Source organism: Alcaligenes sp. GCM10023179 (assembly GCF_042653705.1).
Lineage (GTDB): Bacteria > Pseudomonadota > Gammaproteobacteria > Burkholderiales > Burkholderiaceae_B > Alcaligenes > Alcaligenes phenolicus.
On sequence record NZ_JBHSIQ010000001.1, the window covers coordinates 894,554 to 917,619 of the forward strand.

Below are 23,066 nucleotides of genomic sequence, written 5' to 3' on the forward strand. Positions count from 1 at the left end.
GATACTCGGGTAATCGATTTTGCTTAGCAGGAGCAGTATGTCCGTATCTTCGTCTGCCCCATCGCGATCGGGCCCTGCTGGTGGTTGGGCCAGCATCTCCATCGCCTTCAAGCGTTCTTTGGTGTCGCAATTTCAGCCACGCATGCTGGTGGCCCTGGTCATGCCTTTCCTGATCATGTTTGTGGGCCTGATTTTACTGAGCTGGCTATTGTGGACCCCCATTCAGACCTGGTTGCTGGAGCTGCTGGGGGGCTGGAATGCCTTTGAATCCGTGGATCAGTGGTTGGTGGGCTTGGGCCTGTTCTCGCTGAAAGTGTATCTGGCGCCCTTGTTGGCTTTAGGGATTTTGTTGCCTCTGGCCGGTGTGTTGGGCCTGATTATTGCCGCTGTGCTGGTCATGCCTTTGGTCCTGGGCCATTTGCAGCAGAAAGACTATCCCGATCTGATCAAGCAAGGCCACAATGCCACGGTCTACAGCGTCTGGAACGCGGTGTGGGTGGGAACCTTGTTTGTAGTGGGTTGGCTGGTCACCTTGCCGTTATGGATTTTTCCTCCTTTTGCGCTGATTTTGCCCGTGCTGTGGTGGGTTTTTGCCCTGACGCGCATGTTGCGGGTGGATTCCCTGGTTGAGCACGCGAATGTGCAAGAGCGCAAGTATCTGTGGTCCCGTCTGAATAGCCAGTACTGGTTGATCGGCCTGATCTTTGCCCTTTTGAACCTGATTCCACCGGCCTGGCTGGTCTTGCCTGTGTTCTCGGCTCTGGTATTTGCCCACTTCTCTTTGGAAAATCTTCGTCGCCTGCGCCAGCACGAGGCAGCAGCGGCTTCTACTACGCTTATTGACCATGACAACTAAGGATCAAGCCATTATTCGTCTGATTATTATTGGCGACGAAATCCTGTCGGGACGTCGCTACGATAAACACTTTTCAAAACTGATCGAGCTGCTGGGGGCCAGGGGCTTGCAACTGGGGGGCGCCCAGATTATCCCTGATGATCTGGATACGATTGCCGCCACCCTGGAGCGCAGTTTTGCGACGCCGGATATTGTGTTTTGCTGTGGTGGGATTGGTGCGACACCGGATGATCAGACCCGCCAGGCGGCGGCCAAGGCTTTGGGTGTGGAGCTGAAGCTGCATCCCGAGGCCGCAGCCTTGATTGCTGAGCGCTGTGCTGAAAATGAGCGTAATGGCGTGGGTAGTGCAGATATGTCCTTGCCCGAGAACCAGCAGCGTCTGCAGATGGGTGTGTTCCCGGTGGGTGCCGAAATTGTGCCCAACGTCTACAACAAGATTCCCGGTTTTTTCATTCACAATCACACCTTCATGCCGGGTTTCCCTGTGATGGCCTGGCCCATGATGGAGTGGACGCTGGATACTCGCTATCGGGAACTGCACCATCTGGCTCATCGAGTCGAACACTCTTTCCTGGCCTTTAACTTGCCAGAGTCGCGTATTACGCCGGCCATGGAGCATGTAGAGCTGAATTGGCCAGGTGTGAAAGCGTTTAGCCTGCCCAGCGTGGGGGAAGCGGGCGGACAGCCACATATTGATCTGGGCGTTAAAGGGGAGCCGGAACCGGCGGCAGAGGCCTTGGCCTATTTGCGCCAGCAGGTGCTGGACTTGGGCGGGAGCTTGAGCCCTGCGCTAAAATAGCGCTTGCCAAGCGCGCGACCATTTCATATTATGGAATTTGTTGCGTTGCATCATAATTCTCCTAATAATGACAACAAATTCCTTTACGCCCTCAGGCGCGTCGTCAAACAATGGTGGTCAGATGTCGATCCAGGTTCTGGAACGCGCCATGATTCTATTGGACGAACTGGCCAAGCAATCTGAGCCAGTGGCATTGAAGAATCTGGCGGCTGCAACTGGCCTGCATACCTCAACCACTCACCGTATCCTGAACGATCTGGTGGTGGGACGTTATGTGGAGCGCGTGGACAGCGGTTTATACCGACTGGGCATGCGTTTGCTGGAGCTGGGCTCCCTGGTTAAAGGCCGTCTGAATGTGCGTGCGGCTTCCCTGGCCCCCATGCGCGAGCTGCACAAGTACACCGGACAAACGGTGAATCTGTCCTTGCAGCAGGGCGATGAAATTGTCTATGTGGAACGTTCCTGGAGCGAGAGCTCGGGTATGCAGGTGGTGCGCGCCATTGGTGGCCATGCACCTTTGCATTTGACCTCGACCGGCAAGCTGTTTCTGGCTTCCTGGGAACCGCGTCAGGTGCGAGCCTACGTCATGCGTACTGGCCTGGCCGGTGCGACTCGTAACAGCATTACTCAACTGGAATTGCTGGAGCGCGAATTGGCGCAAGTTCGTCGTCTGGGCTATGCCCGCGATAACGAGGAGCTGGAGATGGGTGTGCGCTGTATTGCGGCTGGTGTGTATGACGACACCGGCAAGCTTTTGGCCGGTCTGTCTTTATCTGCTCCGGCCGAGCGTTTGCACGACGACTGGATTCCCGTTTTGCTGAATACCGCCGCTAAAATTTCCGAAACGCTGGGATACGACAAACAGCGTTAAGTCTGTGTTTTAGTGTTGTTTTTCCAGTCTTGATTACAAGTCCATGACGGTTTTGTTGCAGCGCAACAAATTACGTTGACTTTGTTTTGGATAGCGCTTAAAGTTGAATTGTTGCGGTGCAACATAGAAGGTTTGCCTTGCGTAGTTGCGAATGGGCCGGGCCTTCTTCAGACCCTTGTCTAGTAACACTGACACTAATTTCACGCTGGCTTGACCCAGGCCACGTATCTCCAAGGAAAACATCATGAGTGCTATTCCACAAAACGTACTGGAATCCCAACAAGCTACTTTGAACAACCTGTTCGCTGCTCAAGGTCAATTGCTGCAAGGCTTTGAAAAGCTGGTTGGTCTGAACCTGAATCTGCTGCGCAGCTCGCTGGAACAAGCGGCTGGCCAATCCCAGCAAGTTATCAACGCCAAAGACGTGCAAGACGTTGTGGCCCTGTCGCAGAGCGTGGCCAAGCCTAATGCTGCCCAGGCTCTGGAATACGGCAAAAGCGTTTACGACATCTTCTCCGATCTGCAACTGAACCTGTCGCGCATCGCTGAAGCTCAACTGGCTCAAGGTCAACAGCACGCTGCTGACGCTATCGACCAGCTGGCCAAAAACGCACCTACCGGTACCGAAAGCGCTGTTGCTTTGCTGAAGTCTTCCTTCGCCACGGCTTCCAACGCGGCTGAAACCGTTGTCAAGGCTGCTCGCCAAGCTGCTGATGCTGCTGAAAGCAACATCCAGGCTGCTACCAACGCCAGCCTGAAAGCTGCTGCTCAAGTCACCGAAGCCAGCAATAAAACCGTTGAAGCGGCTGCCGCTGCGGCAACGGCTGCTACCAGCAAGAAGTAAGTCTTTGCTGGTCTGATTTAATCAGGCGCTAAAGAAAAAGCCAGCTCATCGAGCTGGCTTTTTTCTTGCTTGCCGTGCCAGTAGTGAACTTGCTTCAGGATGCTAGTGCCCGCGTCACGCGGGCACGTTGCGTTTTACAGGGCGCGAATGCACTCGGAGATCAGGGCGGGGCCTTTGTAAATCAAGCCAGTATATAGCTGTACTGCTTGGGCTCCGGCTTGGATCTTTTCCTGAGCCTGACGGCCAGATTCAATACCACCCACACCAATAATCGGGAAGTCGGGGCCTAGTTGCTCGCGCAGACGACGAATGACGTTCAAGGATAATTCGTGCACGGGTGGGCCGGACAAGCCGCCTTGCTCCTGAGCGTGACGCAAACCCTGTACGGCATCGCGCGACAAGGTGGTATTGGTGGCAATAATGCCGTCCAGACCTTGCGAGGGAACCGTGTCCGCAATGGCATCAATTTGCGATTGATCCAGGTCAGGAGCGATTTTCACCACGATAGGCACATAGCGTTGGTGCTCTTGTGCCAATTCCGTACGTAGCGCTTGCAAGGAACCGAGCAGACGGGCCAGTTCATCCTGAGCCTGCAAGGCACGCAGGTTTTGCGTGTTGGGTGAGGAGATATTCACAGTAACGTAATCAGCGTGGGGGTAGACCGCACGCAGACACGTCAGATAGTCCTGATCGGCCTGCTCAATGGGGGTAGTCGCGTTTTTGCCAATGTTCAGACCCAGAATGCCGCCTTGCGAGCGGAACTGGCTTTTGCGCACATTTTCAATGAAGGTATCCAGGCCGTGGTTGTTAAAGCCGAAGCGATTGATCAGGCTATTGGCTTCAGGCAGGCGGAACAGGCGTGGCTTGGGATTGCCGGGCTGCGCTTTTGGAGTCACGGTGCCAACTTCGACAAAACCAAAACCCAGGGCGCCCAAGGCATCGATATGTGCGCCATTTTTATCCAGGCCAGCGGCCAGACCCACAGGGTTGCGCAGCTTCAGGCCCATCAGTTCCAGAGGTTTGCTGGGCAGGTCTTTCAGCAAACTACCTAAAAGAGGGGTTTGGTGAGCGCAATGCAGGGATTTCAGAGTCAGTTCGTGAGCGTGTTCAGCATCCAGACTGAACAGCACCCGGCGAGCCAAGGGATAAAGGCTGAATAGGGCAGACATGGGGATCGATAAAAGAGGACGTTAAGCCAGCCATTCCCAACGACCTTTTATCAGGAGCTGGTAGGGGCGAAAGCGGGTTTTGTAGGCCATTTTACGGCTTTCTTCGATCCAGTAGCCTAAATAGAGCCAGGGCAGGGATTGTTGACGGCAATAGTCCAACTGCCAGAGCACGGCGTAGGTGCCCAGACTGCCGGTGTCGTCGGGATCAAAAAAGGTATAAACAGCGGAAAGCCCGTCTTGCAGCACGTCGATGACGGCCACAATTTTCAAGGTACCGTCGGGCTCACGAAACTCCAGCAGACGCGAAGTGACATGGCTGGCCAGCAGAAACTGGGCGTACTGGGACTGATCGTCCTCGTCCATGCCGGCGCCGGGGTGTCGACTGGCCTGGTAACGGCGGTACAGCTCGTAGTGTTCGGCATTCCAGTGCAGGGGCAGATCTTGTACGACCAGATTGCCGTGGCGTTTTTTGGCACGGCGCTGGGCTCGGTCGGGCTGAAAATGCAGGGTGTCACAACGCAGGGGCAGGCAAGCGCGGCACTGGTCGCAATAGGGGCGATAGGTGAAGGTGCCGCTGCGTCGAAAGCCTTGCTGGACCAGCTTGGAGTAAACCGTGTCGTTAATCAGGTGAGCAGGAGCGGCAACCAGCGAGCGTGCCTGTTGTTCTGGCAGGTAACTGCAACGATAGCTGGCCGTGGAATAGAATTGCAGCGTTTGGGGACTGGGTGCTTTGGGATAATTCATGCGACTCTGCCAAGCGTGATAGAGCCATTATGGGATGCTCGCGCCAGCCTAGCAAGTTGGGGGCAGGCCTAGTTGCAATGCCCCGCGCGGCCAGACCGGGCTGGGTTGATCTTTGGCCCAGCTCAGGGCAGCCATAAAGTCTTTCCGGGGGATGGGGCTGGCACCCAGACTGGCCAGATGCGATGTCTCTTGCTGGCAGTCTATATACGGGATGCCCGCGAACTTCAGAAACTCCACCAGATGGGCCAGGGCGATCTTGCTGGCATCGGTTTGCAAGGCAAACATGGATTCGCCAAAGAAAAAGCGGCCCAGATTCACCCCATACAAACCGCCGACCAGCTTGCCGTCCATCCAGGTTTCTACGCTGTGGGCGTAGCCACTGTGGTGCAAAGCTGTATAGACCTGCTCAATATCCGGGCTGATCCAGGTGCCGGTCGCACTACGTTGGGCGGCGCATTGGCCTATGACTTGCTCAAAGGCCAGATCGCAGGTGACTCGGATAGGGGCGTCGTCCTGATCTTGCTGCCGTGCAATCTGGCGCAGTTTTTTGCCCAGGGAGCGGGAAATCTTGAATTGATCGACCTCCAGCACCATGCGCGGATCAGGAGACCACCACAGAACCGGGTCGCCAGGGCTGTACCAGGGAAACATGCCCTGGCTATAGGCTTCCAGGAGGCGTGGAACGCTTAAATCCAGACCGGCAGCCACCAGCCCTTCGGGGCTGGCGTGTTCAGGGCTGGGCAGGGCCTGATCAGGAGCGACCCATACAAGCGACATGATCAGCCGTGGTCGCGGGGGGCGATATCAAATTCGTGAATCTGGAAGCGGCCTGCCTTGTGGTCTTCGACGTAACGCTCCAGGGTGGCGGTTACGGTGCGAAAAGCCAGGTTGTCCCAAGGGATGTCGTCCAGGTGGAAGAAACGGGCTTCCAGGGACTCCGGACCGGGGTCCAGCACGTCGCTGATGACTTTGGCCAGGTAGTACACGTGAACTTGTTCAGCGTAAGGCACGCTGATAACGGTAAAGAGCGGGCCGGGTTCGACTTGCGCACCCGCTTCCTCGCCCATTTCACGCAAGGCGCCTTGCCCCAGCGTTTCGCCCAGCTCCATGAAACCGGCGGGCAAGGTCCAGGTGTTGTAGCGCGGCTCGATGGCGCGACGGCACAGCAAGACCTGATCGTCCTTCCACATGGGCACAATACCGACCACATTGCGGGGATTCTGGTAGTGCACCGCGCCGCAATTTTCGCAGACATCACGCATGCGGTTATCGTCCGGGGGCACCAGGCGTGTCAATTTGCTGCCACATTGATTGCAGAAGTTTTGCGTGCGTGGGGCGGGGAAATAGAAAGAGGCGGATGGCTGGGTCATGCAGATTCTGTGATGGCGGTTCAATTGGGATCGGGTTCTGGCAAAACAATATACGCCAATTCCTCGGCGGGCGACACGCAGGACGACCAGACTGTCAGGGAACAGGCTTGTGGGTACGCGGGCAAGGACCAGCCTTCGCTGCGCTGGGCTTGCTCCAGATCCAGACTCTCCAGGCCGTGTTGATCTGTGCGTAACTGATCCAGCAGGGCAGGAACATCACGGCCCGCTAACAAGGCCGGGCCTGCGGAGCTGCGCAAATAGAGCCTGCCCTCAGCGCTGATGTACCAGGCCTGAATAGTTTCAACGGGACGGCCAGTATGGTCTTGCAAATGGGCTTGATCCTGGGCCAGGGAAACAATCAGTGGGGCCGCGTCCAGACGGACATAAACACGTTGCGGACCATTCTGGATAAACCAGCGGCCTTGTTCATCCGCCTGATAATTACGGTTGAAAAATGCCAACAAACCCTGGTGAGCAATGCGCTCGCCCACTTGCCCTGGGTGCTGGTTAGCATCGCCAGCCGGGTGATGACGCCAATGACCAGACTGATCTAAAGAGATATACCCGCTGACAGCGGGCACATTGGGCCATTTTTTCATGGCATCTATAACAGCAGCATCCATAAGTTTCAGCCTTGCAGGGACGAAAACAAAGGGTGGCACCGATACGGTTGCCACCCTTGACGGTGTAGGGTTGACGACAAGGTCGACCCTGGGGCAAGGCGAGTTTGTGCCTTAAGCCATATAACTGCGCTGCATGGTTCCGGGGATGGTGTGCGAAAGAGGCTTTTCAACTTTGATTTCCGGTGTGTCGTTGCCTTGCAGGGCTTTGGATAACAAATTGGACAAGCGTTCGCGCACGTCTTGGGGCACATGACTAAATACGCCCGATAGCCACTCGATGTAATAGGGCAGCAGGTGCTCGCACAACTCTTGTCCGGCCTCGGTGAGTTTAACAGTGAGCACGCGGCGGTCCGAGGTATTGTTCTGGCGTACCAGCAATTGCTGCTGTTCCAGCCCGTCGAGCAGGCCGGTGATGGTGGCGCGGGTCACGCCAGCTTGTTCTGCCAATAGCGCGGGGCTCAGGCCAGAGGGTTGGCGGCTAAGCAAGAACAGCAGAACCAGACGTCCTTCGGACAGACCAAATTCGTTCAGAACAGAGCTGGAAGCGCGATTAATGCTGGAGGCCAGCGACAGAACGCGTAAACACAGTTCGATATCCTCGGTTTTAGGGTGGGCCTGGCGTTGGGATTCGCTCAGGATAGTTTGATATTTCAGATCGAGTAATTTCATAGTGCTGTGCCGTTAAGGAGTGCGCGGCAAAGAGCAGTAGTTATTTAGAAAGAATCAATAAAACCCAATAAAAACGGGTTTGCTTTCTTTTATTACTGAGCCGCTGCTTTTAATGTGGAAATTTATCTTATTTTTTAATTCCATTTTTACTGATTTAAACATCTTTTATTGATTAGGAATTTTCATTTAGTAAAATAAGACCAGTTTTTTTCAGTATAAGCGGCTATGGGTTTACAGAATAGTCGTAAAGCCTGTGTATACTCTTTTGCCTTCCTTTTTTTCTCAAACTGCAAGGTTTCCGGACTTCCTATCGAGGCAGCATGGGATGATTTTTGATCCTGTGTTGTGAGTCTTATGGCTTGAACGCATCAAAATGATGCAAGCGCGCAACGCTCGTGTCCAAAGCGCCAGACTCTTGTTACAGACATGATGAGTGAGCTATATCGGAGATACACCGCTAAATTAAGCGAGTTTTCAACTGTCAGTCAGGAAGAGAAGGCGGCCCAACTCAAGAAAAACCGCAAAACGACGTGCATGTGAGCGCTCGGCGTTTACAATGTTCAAAGCGCTTCCCGAGCTCGACGATGCCTTCAAAAAAGGCGGTTGGATCATTCACCCCGCTTGGCGGATTGCAATAGAGGCCCGTTTTTTACGGGCCTTTGCTTTCCGGAATTGGATACAAGCATTATCCAAAGCTTATTAGCGGTATTTGCCAGCATGTCCCCGAGCCCCTGCCAAGTTCGCAAGAAATGGTAGGGCTTTGTTCCGTTTGTAGTCCGGGATTGAGTATGAGGCGTATCAAAAAAGTCTTGCTATCGTTATTAAGGAAACGAAGGAATTATGAGTCAGTTCCGTATCGAACATGATTTGCTGGGAGACCGCCAAGTCCCCGATGAAGTCTATTATGGTGTTCATACCTTGCGTGCCAAGGAGAATTTCCACATTACCGGTACGCCTATTTCAACTTACCCGGAACTGATTAATGCTCTGGCGCTGGTCAAGCAGGCAGCTGCTCAGGCCAATTTCAAACTGGGTTTGCTGGAGCAGGATAAGCACGACGCCATTGTGGCTGCATGTCAGGCCGTACAAGCGGGCAAGTGCCATGAGCATTTCGTGGTAGACATGATTCAGGGCGGCGCAGGTACCTCGACCAATATGAATGCCAACGAGGTTATCTGTAACCTGGCCTTGGAACATATGGGTCACAAGCGCGGCGAGTACCAGTATCTTCACCCCAATGAAGATGTGAACATGGCCCAAAGCACCAACGATGTCTATCCAACGGCTTTGCACCTGGCTGCCTACCGTTCGCTGGACCCGCTGTTTGCCGCCATGGAACGTCTGCGCGACGCCTTCCTGAAAAAGTCCGAGGAATTCTCCTCGTACATGAAGATTGGCCGCACTCAGTTGCAAGATGCTGTGCCCATGACCCTGGGTCAGGAGTTCAACGCCTTTGCCACCATGATCAACGAAGACATCGTGCGTCTGAAAGAATCGCGCAAGCTGATGTGTGACGTGAATCTGGGCGGTACGGCTATTGGTACCGGCATTACGGCTCACCCTGAGTATGCTCAGCTGGCTGTGGCTGCCTTGTCCGATCTGTCCGGTGTTCAACTGCGTGTCTCTGACGATTTGATCGAAGCCACTCAGGATTGCGGCGGTTTCCTGCACCTGTCGGGTGTGTTGAAGCGCGCTGCCGTCAAGCTGTCCAAGCTGTCCAACGACTTGCGTCTGCTCTCCAGCGGTCCTCGTGCTGGTATGGGTGAAATTTGTCTGCCCGCCGTGCAAGCTGGTTCGTCCATCATGCCCGGTAAAGTCAACCCCGTGATCCCTGAAGTGGTCAACCAAGTTGCCTTTGAAGTGATTGGTGCCGACATGACCGTGACCATGGCTGCTGAAGCCGGTCAGTTGCAGCTGAACGCGTTTGAGCCTGTGATTATTCACTCCCTGCTGCGTAGCATGGCTTTGTTGAGCAATGCTTGCGACACGCTGACCCAGTTCTGCGTGGTAGGTATCACTGCCAACCGTGAATGCCTGGAAAGCAATATCGAGCGTTCCATTTCCCTGGTCACCGCCTTGAACCCGTTCATCGGTTACAAAGCGGCTACCTCGGTTGCCGCCGAAGCCTTCCAGACAGGTACCAATATTCGTGACGTGGTTCTCAAGCGTGGTTTGATGGATGCCGAGACCCTGAATGACGTGTTGCGTGCCGAATCGCTGATCCAACCTCGTGATCTGCGTGCTGCTGACCCAGCCTGAACCAATCTGAACCAGGCCTGATTGGCCAGTCTTGGCCGACGCCGGTAACAGTTTGGGAAGCCTCCATTGTGGAGGCTTTTTTCTGCCCGCTCGATTCGTAAAGAGAGATACTGTCGCTTGTCTACAGGCAAGGAGCAGCGGGGGATGATGGAGTCGGTTTACTGGGCGGTGGCTGTTGGCGCCATTGTGGCGGGTTTTGTGCAGGGTTTGTCGGGCTTTGCCTTTGGCATGGTGGCCATGTCCTGCTGGGCCTGGTTTCTGGAGCCTCAACTGGCGGCGGTGCTGGCGGTATGCGGTGCCTGGACAGGGCAGATGATTGCCGCCTTCACCCGGCGGCGTACCTCTTATTGGCAGATCCTGTTGCCGTTTCTGGCCGGCGGCCTGATTGGTGTGCCTTTGGGGACCTATTTGCTGCCTTTCCTGGATGCAGCCGTATTCAAGGCGTTTTTAGGAACCTTGATGGTGATCTGGTGCCCGATCATGCTGATGTCCAGCCGTTTGGGCCATGTGAGGGTGCGTAGCCGCCTGGCCAATGCCGTGTCGGGTTTGATAGGCGGCATCATGGGTGGGCTCGGTGGTATGACGGGGGTGATTCCTACCTTGTGGACCACCATGACCGGGCTGACCAAAGATGAGCAGCGCGCCGTTATACAAAACTTCAATCTGGCGACCTTGTCGGTAACTTTGCTGGCCTATATTGCTTCCGGTTCGATTCTGCCGTCCATGTTGCCGTCTATAGGACTGGTGATGCTGGCTGTGCTGATCCCTGTGCTGGCGGGCGCGCGCCTGTATGTGGGCATTAGCCAAAGCACGTTTCGAGCCCTTGTTTTAAGTCTGCTGACCCTGTCCGGCATTGCGATGCTGGTCTCTTCGGTACCCCAGCTGCTGGCGCGCTAGAGCAGGTGATTGAAGCCTCTAGGGTAATGCTCTATATCGAAAAAAGGCCTGTTTACCTGATAATAAATGTCGGCGATGGGAATGCATTTCGGCTTCCCGCCCACTGGAGCAGAGCCTGTGAGGTTTCTGGGATTTCAATTGTTGTTTGGTGATCACTTGGCACGCAGTGTGCGTGGGGTATCCTGCGCGCCCCCCTGCAAGGCTTGAGCCCAAGTTTCAAGGCGTTTTACGCCATCTTTGATTACCTGATTGCAACTGGAGTCTGCTATGACTGACTTGTTTGAAAATCCAATGGGCCTGATGGGCTTTGAGTTCATCGAATTTGCCGCTCCCCAGCCTGGTGTGATGGAACCTGTCTTCGAGATGATGGGGTTCACCAAAGTGGCGGTACACCGCTCCAAGAAAGTGTCCCTGTATCGCCAGGGCGAGATCAACCTGATCCTGAATGAAGAGCCCAAGAGCCACGCGGCTTACTTCGCCGCCGAGCATGGCCCTTCGGCCTGCGGCATGGCGTTCCGCGTGCGCGATGCGCAAAAGGCCTACGAGCGCGCGCTGGAACTGGGTGCCCAGCCTGTCGATATTCCTACCGGACCGATGGAACTGCGTCTGCCTGCCATCAAGGGTATTGGTGGTGCCCCTCTGTACCTGATCGACCGCTTTGGTGAAGGCAACTCCATCTACGACATTGACTTCGTTTACCTGGACGGCGTGGATCGTCATCCCGTGGGCGCGGGCCTGAAAGAGATCGATCACCTGACCCATAACGTGTATCGCGGCCGCATGGCTTACTGGGCCCAGTTCTATGAGCACCTGTTCAACTTCCGCGAGATTCGCTATTTCGACATCAAGGGCGAATATACCGGCCTGACGTCCAAGGCCATGACCGCCCCCGATGGCAAAATCCGCATTCCCCTGAACGAGGAATCTGCCAAGGGCTCGGGCCAGATCGAAGAATTCCTGATGCAGTTCAATGGTGAAGGCATTCAGCACGTGGCTTTCCTGACCGACGATCTGATCGCCTCCTGGGACAAGCTCAAGGCCATGGGCATGCGCTTTATGACCGCACCGCCACAAACCTATTACGAGATGCTGGAAGGCCGCCTGCCTGCACACGGTGAACCCACCGCAGAGCTGCAAAGCCGTGGCATTTTGCTGGACGGAACATCGGAAGGTGGCCACCGCCGTCTCTTGCTGCAGATTTTCTCTGAAACCTTGATGGGCCCCGTGTTCTTCGAGTTCATTCAGCGCAAGGGCGATGATGGTTTTGGTGAAGGCAACTTCAAGGCCTTGTTTGAATCTATCGAGCGCGATCAGTTGCGCCGGGGTGTCTTGCAGGCCGAGTAACAAGGTTCTGCGCCTGTGTAAGACGCACGGGTGCTGATCTGTCCCCACTGTTTGGCGATGGCAAACAGTGGGGATTTTTTTTGGGCTGAATCTTTATATTCAGTCCTGCTTGCCGCGTGGTGGCTGCAGGATTCTGAACAGCTCCAGCATCAGGTCAGATTGGGTAATCATGCCTACCAACTCTTTATGGTCATTGACCACAGGCATGTGACGGTGGCGGCCCTGGCTGAACAAGGGAATCAGCTCTGCCACCGACCAGTTTGCGTTGGCGGTGACGGCAGGCGCAGTCATGATCTCGGCCACTGTGGGGGCTGCACGTTGTCGGGGGCTCAAGAAGCGCTTGAGTCGCTGGCGCAGATTATCCGGCTGATCCAGTCCGGCGCGTTGCAAGAAGTCCGACAGGGCCAGGATGCCAATCACGTGCTTGTTCTGATCCAGCACGGGCAAGGCCTTGATCTTGCGCTCGCGCATCATGTCCCAGGCTTGCTGCAAGGGCGTACTGACCAGGCAGGACAGAGGCGCATCATTCATCAGGGTGGAGCAGCGGCGTGTGCCCAGATTGCGTCGGAAGGCAGACTGGTGCACATAGCTGACCAGCTTTTCCAGATCATCGTGGCTGATGTTCAGCGTCTGGTTGTAGTGGCTTAAAGCCGCATCGTAATCCTGGTCCGTAAAGCGGGCTGGCGTGGCGGCTGGGCGTGTTGCGGGTTTATGTACCGGCGGATAAGCCACGCCGGTCAGGCGGTTGTACAGCATGCCCAGAAGGATCAGCACGCAGGAGTCAAACAGCACCGGAAACAGGACGAAGTCGTAGTTCTGAATACCATTCAGAGCGGGAAAGACCGCCATTGCCAGACTGGGAGGATGCACGCAGCGCAGGGCCAGCATGATGGGCATGGCAACGCAGACGGCCATCGTAATGGCAGCAATCGGATGAGGGAGCAGCACTGCGCAGGTAATGCCTGTGAGTGCGCCCACCAGATTGCCCAGCAATATGTTCCAGGGCTGTGCCAACGGGCTGCTTGGCACCAGAAAAATCAGCAAGGCGCTGGCAGCCAGGGACGCCACCAACCAATGATGCGTATGTGCAAAATCCGACAGGTACAGGCTAAGAGAGGAAACCAACAACACGCTAAGCGTGGCGCCTAGCGTCGCACGCAGCATTTCAGGGCGTGCAATGGCCAGCGACTTGGGGCGCAGGCTGTCAAACCAGTGACGAAGTAAAGCAGGCATACCCACCAGGGTGAAGAAGAAAGACAGCTTTAAATCATACTGCTAACTCTTCAATTCAGGGCTTAGCCCCTTGCTGGATACCGGGAATGATGGCGGGGCCTTTGCGCTCGGTGGCGATTTGTTGAGGCACGGCATCTACCGTAATCACAATGTGTTCGCGTTGCAGCGAATCCAGCAGCACACCCGGTGCCAGCTCCTGGCCAGGGCGATACGCACGTACCGGCTGTTGATTGATGCTGAGCAGGGCTGCCCCCGACTGGCCGCTTACGATCATGCCATGCAAACGCAACTCGGGCAGCGCGGTGCTGCCTCCAAACCACTGCGCAATTTGCTGCGTGCTGATCTGTTCGCGGTGGTCTTCTTCCAGTACTGGCGCAATGGTCCCATCCGAGGGCAGGAACAGGTTGATCAGCAAATTGATCAGGGCCAGAGCGATACCGGCCTGACACAGACGCAACCAAAGATGTGACGGAAATATGGCGGAAATAATACCCATTTAGACTGCATCGCATAGTGCTTTGGCAGACGGCCGAGATGGCTGTCTTAAGGGCTCTTAGTGTGCGTGTGCTGCATGAAGCCCGTATGACAAGAGCTTGGGTTTTTTTGGGTAGCTTATTTCCTTCATGTCTCGATCTACTTTATCTCGCTGTCCGGCACGCCGTTTGGCCGGCTCTGTTCAGTCCCGCGCTCAACAAGGTTTTTCTCTGATTGAGGTCATGGTGGTGGTGGTCATCATGGGCATTATGGCGGCCCTGGTTGTCCCCAGTCTGATGGACCGTCCCGATCAGGCACGTGCCGTCGCCGCTCGTCAGGATATTGCTGCCCTGACACAGGCCCTGAAGCTGTACCGTCTGGATAACGGCCGTTACCCCAGTACCGCTCAAGGTTTGGCGGCACTGCATCAGCGTCCCACCCAGCCTCCCGAGCCACGCAACTGGCGTCCTTATATGGACCGCCTGCCCAACGACCCTTGGGGCAATCCGTACCAGTATCTGCAACCCGGCGTTCATGGCGAGATTGATGTGTTCTCGCTGGGGGCGGATGGGCAGGCCGGTGGGTCGGGCAGTGATGCCGACATAGGCAATTGGGACTGATGTGGCTCAGCGGGGCTTTTCCTTGATCGAGACCTTGGTGGTCTTGCTGATCGTGGGCATTGTCAGCAGCGCCGGTTTAAGCGTGCTGGTGCTGGACCGGGATCAGGGGATACAGCGAGAAGCCCGTCAACTGGCTCTGCGTCTGGCCGAACTGCAAAGCTACGTGCGTGAAAGCGGGCGTAGCGTCGCCTGGAGTGCGGATCAGCAGGGCTATCGCTTCAGCTTGATCCCGGACGCTACGGATGGTGCCAGCCCCACACCGGGCTGGCTGCGCGATCAGGCCCGCTTTGCCCAGTTGTTTCCTCAACGATCCTGGACTTTGGAATCAGTGCGTGTGCGCCTGGAGCCGGCGGGACCGTGGGTTTTTGTGAATGAATGGTTGTCCGCGCCGCGTCAGCTGGAGCTGGATGATGGTCACGAAGTCCTGCATTTACGCAGCGATCCGACGGGCCGTTTTGATGTGCAGTCATGACAGAGCGTGGCATGAGTTTGATTGAAGTATTGATTGCGCTGGCGATCGTCTCGGTGGCCTTGACCGCCGGATTGCGCGCACTGGGCCTTAGCGCCTCTGGTAGCCAGGCCATGCATGAGCGCAGCCTGGCCTTGCTGGCCGTTGATGGCGTGGTGGCCGAGATGCGCTTGCGCCGCCTGTTTCCCGAACCGGGTGAAACCGTGGTGCCGTGTCGCCAGGGGCCTCTTAATTTGCAGTGCAAGCAAACCGTGCAAGCCACGGCCAATCGTTTCTTTCGTCAGGTAACGGTCCAGGCTTCCATGCCCAAAGGCCCCGTGCTGGCCGAGTTGCACGCGACCTTGGCGTCCTTGCCATGACAGACGCTGGCCAGGAAGGCTTCACTTTGGTGGAAATGTTGGTGGCCCTGACCATCATGGCCTTGATCAGCCTGATGTCCTGGCGTGGCCTGGATGCGGTCTTGCACGCGGATGAGCAGCTTGGCCGACAGGCGCGCCAGACCCAGGCCTTGTTCAATGTCTTGTCCCAAATGGGCCGGGATCTGGAGTTGCATCTGCCCACCGCGCCAGGTCCTGCGGATCCGACGGGGGCGATGGCGGTGTTGCCCGCCAGTATTCGCTGGCAGGCCAAGGGTGAAGGCCCGGCCATTCTGATGATTGAACGTCGCGCCGAAGCCGGAGCGGGAACCCAGCAGATTCAATGGCGTTTGCAGCAAGGCGTGTTGCAACGGGCTATTGCCCAGGCAGGAACGGTTTACCCCTTGCCCGAGTTGGGCCCCTTGCAAGATGTGCTGGAGCAGGTCACCGCCTGGAACTTGCGTATCTGGATTCCGGCGCGTGGCTGGCAAAGCTGGCCGTGGCCCGATCAAGCCGGGGCAGCCGCTACAGGCATAGAACTGACAGTGCAGTTGGAAGGGCAGGAGCAACCGTATCGCAAAGTGGTGATGCTGCTATGAAACGGGCATCTCAACAAGGCATGGCTGTGATCAATGCGCTGGTGGTCGTGATGGCAGTGTCCATTGCCACCATGGGCATCGTCCAGCGTCAAAGTGGGCTGGCAACCCAGTTGGCCAGCGAGCGCGATTACATGCAGGCCAACTGGTTGCTGCGCGGCGCGCTGGATTGGGCTGTGCTGGTCTTGCGTCTGGACTCGCAGCGCTCCGCTGTGACGCACAAAGGTGGACTGTGGGCGCAGGCCCTGAGCGAGCTGAAGATAGAGACTCCGGACAAGACCCGTGCGGCGTACTTCTCCGGCTATATCCAGGATGAGCAGGGCAAATTCAATCTGGCTTTATTGCTGCGCGATGGCCGCATTCAGGCCCGCTATGTGCAGGCATTGGAGCAATTGCTGGGCAGTGTGCAGCAGGAACCCTCTTTGGCTTTGGAGCTGGCCCAGCGATTGGAGCGGGCACAGGCCGGGCAAGCGCCTTGGCCCTCTCATTTGCAGGACTTCTTTCCCAATGCAGAGCAACAGGCCAAGCAGCTGGAGCCATATCTGAGCTATTTGCCGCAAGCCAAATCCGTGAACGTGAATACCGCCAGTGCCCAGGTGCTGGCGGCCGTGCAGCCTTCCGTCAGCCTGGTGGAATGGCGTGGCCTCTTGGAGCAGCGCGACCGGGGCCAGTGGTTTCGGGATCAGGCCGATGTGCAGGCCCGCCTCCAACGTCAGGAGGCGCTGGAGGGGCAAACGCTGAGCGTGCGCAGTGAATGGTTTTTATTAAGTGGCGAGTTACGACTTGACCATAGCCGGGTGGCAACCCAGGCCCTGATCAACAGGGCTGCGGACCGCAGCCGGATTGTCTGGATTCGTTGAAGTGATGAGCAAAGTGCTGCGTATTTATTTGGACTCTCCGCCAAGGCTGGATCAGCCGGTGGACTTTGTGCTGCGGGACAAGCGCGCCAGGGTATTGCGCCGTGGACGGGGAGAGGTGCAGGAGTTCAAGGGCCTGGCCCGCTCTTTGGAACTGGTCCTGCCTGCAGGGATGGCGACGGTGACGGAAGCGCGTATTCCCTCGGTCAGCGCCTCGCGGCGGCAGGCTGTGGCGTGTAGTGCGGTCGAGCCTATGTGCTTGAGTCCTATCGAACAGGTGTGGGTGGCCTGTTCGGCACCGGGGCCGTCCGGGATGAGTCAATTGGCCTGGACGGAGCGCCAGCCTTTGCTGGCTTTGGGGGAGCAGGCGCGTCAGTTGGGACTGCCTTTGAGCGGGGTTTACGCCTGGTCCGATGGCCATGAACAAGACAGGCAGGGCCAGGGCCAAAACTTGACGGTGCCGGCCTGCTCCTTGCTGATGCCAGAGATGGCGTCGAATGGTGGTAGCAGCGTGCTACGACAAAGCCTGTGGTGGACTTTGGCCGCCATCTTGAGCTGGACCTTGGTCTTGCAGCAGCAGGCGCAATCGTTGCGATCACAGATGAAACAGGTACAGACCCAGATGGAGCAGGCGGTTCTGCAAGCCTTGCCACACCTGCCCGTTATCGTTGCACCCTTGACGCAGGCCAGACAGCATCGTGATGGTTTGCTGACCGAGAAAAGCCCGGCCTCGGCTCCCTTTGATCGTTTATTGATGGCCAGCGCCGTGCAGTGGCCTGCTTTGCAAGGACAGGTGCGGGCATTGAGTTTCAAAGATCAGCAATTGCATTTGACGCTGGCCAGCGAACTGGCCGCGCAGCCTTTGCCGGCTGAATCGGATCTGGAGTGGAAGCAGGGCGAGTCTGCCCGCCAATGGGAAATTGGTTTCAGCAAAGCAGCGCAAGCAGCCAGCCAGCAGGGGGCGCCGCAATGAGCAAATTCACCGCACTCCAGCCTGTATGGCTGACCGTACAAAGCAAGCTCGCCCTGGCAAGACAGTACTGGCAAGCCTTGGGCCGTCGGGATCAATTGGCCTTGTCGGTCCTGGGTGCTTTGCTGGTGTTGATGTTGCTGTGGTTGCTGCTGCTACGTCCCGCCGTTCGTGATCTGGCTCTGGCAAAACAGGAGCTGCCCCGCCTGCAGTACGAGATGGCGCAACTGCAAACCGTGCTGGCGCAGATTCAGGTGCTGGATAAAGAGCTGGTAGCGCCTGTGGATGGACAAGGGCAAGACAAGGCGTTGCAGCGCAGCTTGCAGACCTTGGGTACCCAGTGTCAGACAGAGCAGTCACAGGCCGAGCAACGTGTTCTGGTCTGCCAGGCTGTGGCCGCTCCTGCCTTGATGGATTGGCTGATGCACGCCCCCCGCGTGCTGGGCTTTGCCGTGCAGGAAGTCAGCATGAGTCGCTCTGTGGTCGATAGCCGTGAACGCGCCGGTCTGCTGGATGGCCGCATTGTGCTGCGTGCAGGAGAGCCTTCATGAAAAAGCTGACCAAGATCATGGGGTGGGTTTTGCTGGCGCTGTGTCTGCTGCTGGCCGCCGTGCCCTTTCTGCCTGCCCGCATGATGCTGGCCTGGCAGCCCGAGCAGTTGCCGCTACGGCTGGAAACCGCCCATGGCAGCCTGGCCTCCGGTCAAGGCTTGCTGGTCGTGGGCTCGGGTCTGTTGGCCCGCACTGTTCCCGGCCCTGTCAGCTGGCGTTGGCGTTTGGCACCCTGGCCGCAAATGGAGTTGAGCCATGGCTGGCTGGATCAGCCTGTGCGCCTGCAAGCCAGCCTGCAAGGTTGGCGTATTTCGGGCCAAAGCCTGATCGCTCCCGCCGCGCTGTTAGGACGTTTGCATCCTTTGTTGCAGACCGTGCAACCGCAAGGGCAATTGCAGCTGCGCTGGCCCAGTCAGGCTCTGGCCGCTGAAAACGGGCCGTTGCTGGAGCTGGATTGGCGTAATGCACGCTCCGCGCTGGCGGCCCAGGCCGAGTTGGGTGATTACCAATTGGCAGTCAGCCGCAAGGGGCAGGGCGTGCAGTTAAGCCTGCGTACCTTGGCGGGGGATTTGACCTTGGCAGGTCAAGGTCAGTGGGGGCCGGATGGTGGGCTGTTTGAAGGACGCGCCCAAGCCAAACAAGCCGACGATCAACGATTCAAAGAGTTACTGGAGGCCTTGGGGCCTCAGCGTCAGGGTGTGACCCAATGGCGAATAGCCACAACGACTAGCAAGCAGGAATAACGATATTTTGACTATGAGTACCTTGACTAAACGACTTCCTGGGCTGCGGCCTCGCTTCCTTTTAGGCCTGGGTGCAGCCGTGCTGTTGAGCGCCTGTGCGAGCAATGGTCAGAAACCTGAGCCCGGCCCCGATCCTTCTTCGTTTTTTGCCTCGGTAGGCAAGACGCCTGTTCGTAGCACTCAGGCTGACCCGCGCTTTGCCAATAGCAATACCTCGCCTCCGGCCGTGACACGTCGGGTTCCACAACGTGTCGGGGGCAGTGCCGCCCCGATCGACTTGCCCGACCCGGCCGAGTTCCCGCAAGGCAACGACATCACGCTGAATTTTGTGGATGCCGAGCTGGATGGCGTTGTGGCTGCCTTGGCCCGTTTTACCGGCCAGAACTTCATCGTGGACCCTCGCGTAAAAGGACAACTGACTTTGGTGTCCGAAGTACCGGTCGATGCCCGTACCGCCTACGAGATGCTGTTGTCTGCCCTGCGCATGCAAGGGTTTGCCGTGTTGCGTAATGGCAAGGTCAGCCGCGTGGTGCCCGAAGCCGAAGCGCGTCAACAAGGTGGTGCCGTGCGTGCCGCGGGTGCGGGGGCCAGCGGCAGTGGCGAGCTGGAAACCCGTGTGTTCACCCTGCGTTATGAAAACGCCACGGCCTTGGTGCCTGTGTTGCGTCCCATGATTTCGCCCAACAACCCTATCAATGCCTACCCCTCCAATAACACCTTGGTCGTGACGGACTATGGCGACAATCTGGACCGTATTGCCCAGGTGATCGCCGGGATTGATACCCCCGCAGGCTTGAATACCGACATCATCCCGATTGATTACGGAGTAGCTCTGGACGTGGCGGCATTGGCTTCGCAAATGTTGGACACGCCCGGCAACGATGTGGCGCAGCGCATTACCGTAGTGGCTGATCCGCGCAGTAATTCCGTGCTGGTGCGGGCAGGCAGTCCGGCCCGGCTGGATCTGGCCCGTGACCTGATCCGGCGTATTGACAGCCCGGAAAGCAATAAAGGCAATTTGCATGTGGTCTATCTGCGCAATGCTCAGGCGGTGCAGCTGGCTGAAGTGCTGCGGGGGGCCTTGACTGGGCAAGCGCCTTCGGGGAACGCGAGTACCGGGAATCAACAGGCGAACAGCAATAGCCTGGCACCCGCCGCCAACGCCAGCACCACCGGCGGTGCCAAAGCCATGGACACGTCGGCCACCGCCAAGCAGCAGCCTCAGGCCGAGATGGGTTTGAGCGCCGCAAACAATGCCAGCGGCACCGTGGCCTTTAGCGCTGGCGGTGCCACTGTGCAGGCTGATCCATCCACGAATACGCTGATCATTTCGGCCCCTGATCCGGTTTACCGCAGCTTGCGTGAAGTGATCGATCAACTGGATCAACGTCGCGCTCAAGTGCTGGTCGAGAGCCTGATTGTGGAGGTGAATGCGGAGAATGCGGCCGAGTTTGGCATCCAGTGGATGACAGGCGGTGGCAATATTGCCGATGGAGGTTCAGGTTTTGTCGGGGGCGCCAATCTGGGCGGCAGCGGGATTAACAAGGCCGGGGTGACCACGCTGGATTCTTTGGCGGCGGGTTTAAGTCTGGGCGTGGTCAAAGGCACGGTGAACGTGCTGGGCCAGCAGATTGTCAATCTGGGCGTCCTGGCCCGGGCGATGGAGCGCCAGGGCGGCATCAATATTCTGTCCACGCCCAACCTGATGACGCTCGATAACGAAGAAGCCAGCATCATGGTGGGCCGTACCGTGCCCTTTGTGACGGGGCAGTACACGACCACGGGTGATGGGGCCAGTAATCCCTTTCAGACCATTCAGCGCGAGGATGTGGGCCTGACCCTGAAAGTGCGTCCGCAGATTTCCGAAGGTGGGACCGTCAAGATGGCTCTGTACCAGGAGGTCAGCAGCCTGGATCCTACTATGTCGGTATCGCCCAGCGCGCCTGTCACGCGTAAACGTGCCCTTAGTACCAATGTCCTGGTCGATGATGGGCAGATTATTGTGCTGGGCGGCTTATTGGAAGACTCGATTGAGGATGGTCAGCAATCGGTTCCCTTGCTGGGCGATATTCCGTTGGTGGGCAACCTCTTCAAATACGAGAAACGCAAGCGCTCCAAAACCAATTTGATGGTGTTCCTGCGCCCTCATATTGTGCGTAATGCCCAAGATAGCCAAAGCCTGTCTTTGGACCGCTACAACTATATGCGTGCCGTGCAGACAGGCTTGCCGGATCGCTCCACCTGGTTCCACCCGGATGCGGGACACATGGTCTTGCCGCAGGCCGCAGGCTCGTCCGGAACTGTGGACTTGCGAGAGACCTTATGACCCGCCTGCCGTACTCCTGGGCACGTCAGCACCGTGCGGTGCTGACGCAGCAGCAAGGTGTGGGTACGCTGGTCATTAGCGAACGCACACCGGATTGGGCCTTGGTGGAATTGCGGCGACGCTACCCCGAGCTGGACGAGCGCCAAGTGCCTGATGCGGAACTGGATACCTTGATTGATGCCAGTTACGCACAGGGCGACGATGCCGCCAGCGTGGTGGATGCGGCCGCCAACGAGGTAGACCTGGATCGTCTGATGCAGGAACTGCCTGCTGTCACCGACTTGCTGGAAAACCAGGACGATGCGCCGGTCATCCGCATGATCAACGCCTTGTTCACCCAGGCGGTGCGGGACGGTGCCAGTGATATACACCTGGAGCCTTATGAAACCCATTCGGTCGTGCGTTACCGGGTGGATGGCCGTTTGCGCGATATCGTCAGCCCGCGTCGAGCCTTGCATGGTGCTTTAGTGTCCCGTATCAAGATTATGGCCAGCCTGGATATTGCCGAAAAACGCCTGCCCCAGGATGGCCGTATCGCCTTGAAAGTGGGGGGGCGGGCCTTGGACCTGCGAGTCTCGATTCTGCCTACCGGACATGGCGAACGCGCCGTGATGCGTTTGCTGGACAAGTCCGCCGGGCAACTGGAGCTGGAGCGCCTGGGCATGGCCCCGGACATCCTGGCTCAGCTCGATGAGCTGATTCATCAACCACACGGCATTGTGCTGGTTACCGGGCCTACCGGCAGCGGTAAAACCACCACCTTGTATGCCGCTCTGGGCCGCGTCGATACAGCCCGCAGCAATGTGCTGACGGTGGAAGATCCGATTGAATATGACTTGCCCGGCGTAGGCCAGACGCAGGTCAATCCCCGTATTGAGTTGAGCTTTGCACGTGCCTTGCGTGCCATATTGCGACAGGACCCGGACATCATCATGATCGGGGAAATTCGGGATCTGGAAACCGCACAGATTGCGGTGCAGGCTTCTCTGACAGGCCACCTGGTTCTGGCCACCTTGCACACCAACGATGCCGTGTCCGCCGCGACTCGCTTGGTCGATATGGGTGTGGAACCTTTCTTGCTGGCCTCCACCTTGCGTGGCGTGCTGGCCCAGCGGCTGATACGCAAGCTGTGCCGACATTGTCGTCAGCCTGCCGAGCACGGGCGGTACCGGGCCAGTCCTGATGGTTGCGAGCAATGCGCTCACACGGGTTATCAAGGCCGTACCGGGATTCACGAGCTGTATCGCATCGACGAACGTGCCCAGCACTTGTTGAATGCTGCCGGGGCCGAACCTGCCTTGCGTCAGGCCGCGCGTGAGTCGGGCATGCGCAGCTTGCGCGAGGACGCCCAGCGTTGGGTAGAGCAGGGCATCAGTACCCCTGAAGAAGTATTGCGCGTCACGCGCGAGTTATAGAGGGGTGAAAC

Annotated in this window: 25 protein-coding genes; 17 read left to right on the forward strand and 8 right to left on the reverse strand. The window is 57.3% G+C overall.

What is annotated here, in order from left to right:
• The first annotated feature begins 37 nt into the window (after positions 1-37).
• From ACFPDR_RS04005 to phaP, 4 genes are all read left to right on the forward strand, one after another.
• A complete protein-coding gene (locus tag ACFPDR_RS04005) occupies positions 38-856 on the forward strand; it encodes an EI24 domain-containing protein (protein ID WP_035271921.1) in 819 nt (272 codons plus the stop codon).
• On the forward strand, positions 846-1,655 hold the full coding sequence (locus tag ACFPDR_RS04010) for a competence/damage-inducible protein A (RefSeq protein WP_257723629.1): 810 nt from the start codon (positions 846-848) through the stop codon (positions 1,653-1,655). Before ACFPDR_RS04005 ends, ACFPDR_RS04010 begins: the two co-directional genes overlap by 11 nt.
• A gap of 121 nt (positions 1,656-1,776) precedes the next feature.
• Positions 1,777-2,526: an IclR family transcriptional regulator gene (locus tag ACFPDR_RS04015; RefSeq protein ID WP_035271925.1), complete on the forward strand. Its 750-nt coding sequence runs from the start codon at positions 1,777-1,779 to the stop codon at positions 2,524-2,526.
• A gap of 244 nt (positions 2,527-2,770) precedes the next feature.
• On the forward strand, positions 2,771-3,370 hold the full coding sequence (phaP, locus tag ACFPDR_RS04020) for a TIGR01841 family phasin (protein ID WP_009460089.1): 600 nt from the start codon (positions 2,771-2,773) through the stop codon (positions 3,368-3,370).
• Positions 3,371-3,504: 134 nt separating this feature from the next.
• Here phaP and ACFPDR_RS04025 read toward each other — a convergent pair whose 3' ends face one another.
• From ACFPDR_RS04025 to ACFPDR_RS04050, 6 genes are all read right to left on the reverse strand, one after another.
• The gene (locus tag ACFPDR_RS04025) at positions 3,505-4,539 is read right to left on the reverse strand and encodes a quinone-dependent dihydroorotate dehydrogenase (RefSeq protein WP_302357859.1); all 1,035 of its coding nucleotides are present in this window, start codon (positions 4,537-4,539) and stop codon (positions 3,505-3,507) included.
• 21 nt (positions 4,540-4,560) lie between these two features.
• The gene (locus ACFPDR_RS04030) at positions 4,561-5,283 is read right to left on the reverse strand and encodes an arginyltransferase (RefSeq protein ID WP_060186979.1); all 723 of its coding nucleotides are present in this window, start codon (positions 5,281-5,283) and stop codon (positions 4,561-4,563) included.
• A gap of 48 nt (positions 5,284-5,331) precedes the next feature.
• On the reverse strand, positions 5,332-6,060 hold the full coding sequence (gene aat, locus ACFPDR_RS04035) for a leucyl/phenylalanyl-tRNA--protein transferase (protein ID WP_035271930.1): 729 nt from the start codon (positions 6,058-6,060) through the stop codon (positions 5,332-5,334).
• 2 nt (positions 6,061-6,062) lie between these two features.
• Complete coding sequence (locus ACFPDR_RS04040) at positions 6,063-6,653, reverse strand: NUDIX hydrolase (protein WP_009460085.1); 591 nt, start codon at positions 6,651-6,653, stop codon at positions 6,063-6,065.
• Positions 6,654-6,673: 20 nt separating this feature from the next.
• A complete protein-coding gene (locus ACFPDR_RS04045; RefSeq protein ID WP_251197155.1) occupies positions 6,674-7,276 on the reverse strand; it encodes a DUF2946 family protein in 603 nt (200 codons plus the stop codon).
• Positions 7,277-7,387: 111 nt separating this feature from the next.
• Positions 7,388-7,945 carry a MarR family winged helix-turn-helix transcriptional regulator gene (locus ACFPDR_RS04050; RefSeq protein ID WP_021446953.1) on the reverse strand — a complete coding sequence of 186 codons (558 nt, stop codon included), beginning with the start codon at positions 7,943-7,945 and terminating at the stop codon, positions 7,388-7,390.
• An 840-nt stretch (positions 7,946-8,785) separates the two neighbouring features.
• Between ACFPDR_RS04050 and aspA the strand changes: the two genes are divergently transcribed.
• From aspA to hppD, 3 genes are all read left to right on the forward strand, one after another.
• Entirely contained in the window at positions 8,786-10,204 is a 1,419-nt protein-coding gene (gene aspA / locus ACFPDR_RS04055; RefSeq protein ID WP_009460082.1) for an aspartate ammonia-lyase, read from the forward strand.
• A 147-nt stretch (positions 10,205-10,351) separates the two neighbouring features.
• Positions 10,352-11,101, forward strand: a complete 750-nt coding sequence (locus tag ACFPDR_RS04060; protein ID WP_376911058.1) for a sulfite exporter TauE/SafE family protein — start codon at positions 10,352-10,354, stop codon at positions 11,099-11,101.
• A 267-nt stretch (positions 11,102-11,368) separates the two neighbouring features.
• Entirely contained in the window at positions 11,369-12,445 is a 1,077-nt protein-coding gene (hppD, locus tag ACFPDR_RS04065; RefSeq protein WP_026484753.1) for a 4-hydroxyphenylpyruvate dioxygenase, read from the forward strand.
• A gap of 99 nt (positions 12,446-12,544) precedes the next feature.
• Here hppD and ACFPDR_RS04070 read toward each other — a convergent pair whose 3' ends face one another.
• A complete protein-coding gene (locus tag ACFPDR_RS04070; RefSeq protein ID WP_009460080.1) occupies positions 12,545-13,678 on the reverse strand; it encodes an HPP family protein in 1,134 nt (377 codons plus the stop codon).
• Positions 13,679-13,733: 55 nt separating this feature from the next.
• On the reverse strand, positions 13,734-14,174 hold the full coding sequence (locus ACFPDR_RS04075; protein WP_009460079.1) for a hypothetical protein: 441 nt from the start codon (positions 14,172-14,174) through the stop codon (positions 13,734-13,736).
• Between the two features lie 127 nt (positions 14,175-14,301).
• On the opposite strand from ACFPDR_RS04075, the gene gspG reads away from it, so the two are divergent.
• Genes gspG through gspE form a run of 10 tightly spaced genes read left to right on the forward strand, consistent with a single transcriptional unit; the run spans position 14,302 to position 23,055 of the window.
• Positions 14,302-14,772 carry a type II secretion system major pseudopilin GspG gene (gene gspG / locus ACFPDR_RS04080; protein WP_203145521.1) on the forward strand — a complete coding sequence of 157 codons (471 nt, stop codon included), beginning with the start codon at positions 14,302-14,304 and terminating at the stop codon, positions 14,770-14,772.
• A gap of 1 nt (position 14,773) precedes the next feature.
• A complete protein-coding gene (locus tag ACFPDR_RS04085) occupies positions 14,774-15,244 on the forward strand; it encodes a prepilin-type N-terminal cleavage/methylation domain-containing protein (RefSeq protein ID WP_026484756.1) in 471 nt (156 codons plus the stop codon).
• A complete protein-coding gene (gene gspI, locus ACFPDR_RS04090) occupies positions 15,241-15,600 on the forward strand; it encodes a type II secretion system minor pseudopilin GspI (RefSeq protein ID WP_009460075.1) in 360 nt (119 codons plus the stop codon). Before ACFPDR_RS04085 ends, gspI begins: the two co-directional genes overlap by 4 nt.
• A complete protein-coding gene (locus ACFPDR_RS04095; RefSeq protein ID WP_376910603.1) occupies positions 15,597-16,196 on the forward strand; it encodes a PulJ/GspJ family protein in 600 nt (199 codons plus the stop codon). Before gspI ends, ACFPDR_RS04095 begins: the two co-directional genes overlap by 4 nt.
• Positions 16,193-17,053: a type II secretion system minor pseudopilin GspK gene (gene gspK / locus ACFPDR_RS04100; protein WP_035271940.1), complete on the forward strand. Its 861-nt coding sequence runs from the start codon at positions 16,193-16,195 to the stop codon at positions 17,051-17,053. The genes ACFPDR_RS04095 and gspK overlap by 4 nt, the downstream gene beginning before the upstream one ends.
• Before the next feature lie 4 nt (positions 17,054-17,057).
• Complete coding sequence (locus tag ACFPDR_RS04105; protein ID WP_137431215.1) at positions 17,058-18,023, forward strand: GspL/Epsl periplasmic domain-containing protein; 966 nt, start codon at positions 17,058-17,060, stop codon at positions 18,021-18,023.
• Entirely contained in the window at positions 18,020-18,571 is a 552-nt protein-coding gene (gspM, locus tag ACFPDR_RS04110; RefSeq protein WP_376910605.1) for a type II secretion system protein GspM, read from the forward strand. The genes ACFPDR_RS04105 and gspM overlap by 4 nt, the downstream gene beginning before the upstream one ends.
• Positions 18,568-19,314 carry a type II secretion system protein N gene (gene gspN / locus ACFPDR_RS04115; RefSeq protein ID WP_376910607.1) on the forward strand — a complete coding sequence of 249 codons (747 nt, stop codon included), beginning with the start codon at positions 18,568-18,570 and terminating at the stop codon, positions 19,312-19,314. Before gspM ends, gspN begins: the two co-directional genes overlap by 4 nt.
• 13 nt (positions 19,315-19,327) lie before the next feature.
• Positions 19,328-21,640, forward strand: coding sequence for a type II secretion system secretin GspD (gene gspD, locus ACFPDR_RS04120; RefSeq protein ID WP_376910609.1), 2,313 nt, complete (start codon positions 19,328-19,330; stop codon positions 21,638-21,640).
• Positions 21,637-23,055 (forward strand): type II secretion system ATPase GspE, encoded by a 1,419-nt coding sequence (gene gspE, locus ACFPDR_RS04125; protein WP_035271950.1) that lies wholly within the window; start codon positions 21,637-21,639, stop codon positions 23,053-23,055. Before gspD ends, gspE begins: the two co-directional genes overlap by 4 nt.
• Positions 23,056-23,066: the final 11 nt, after the last annotated feature.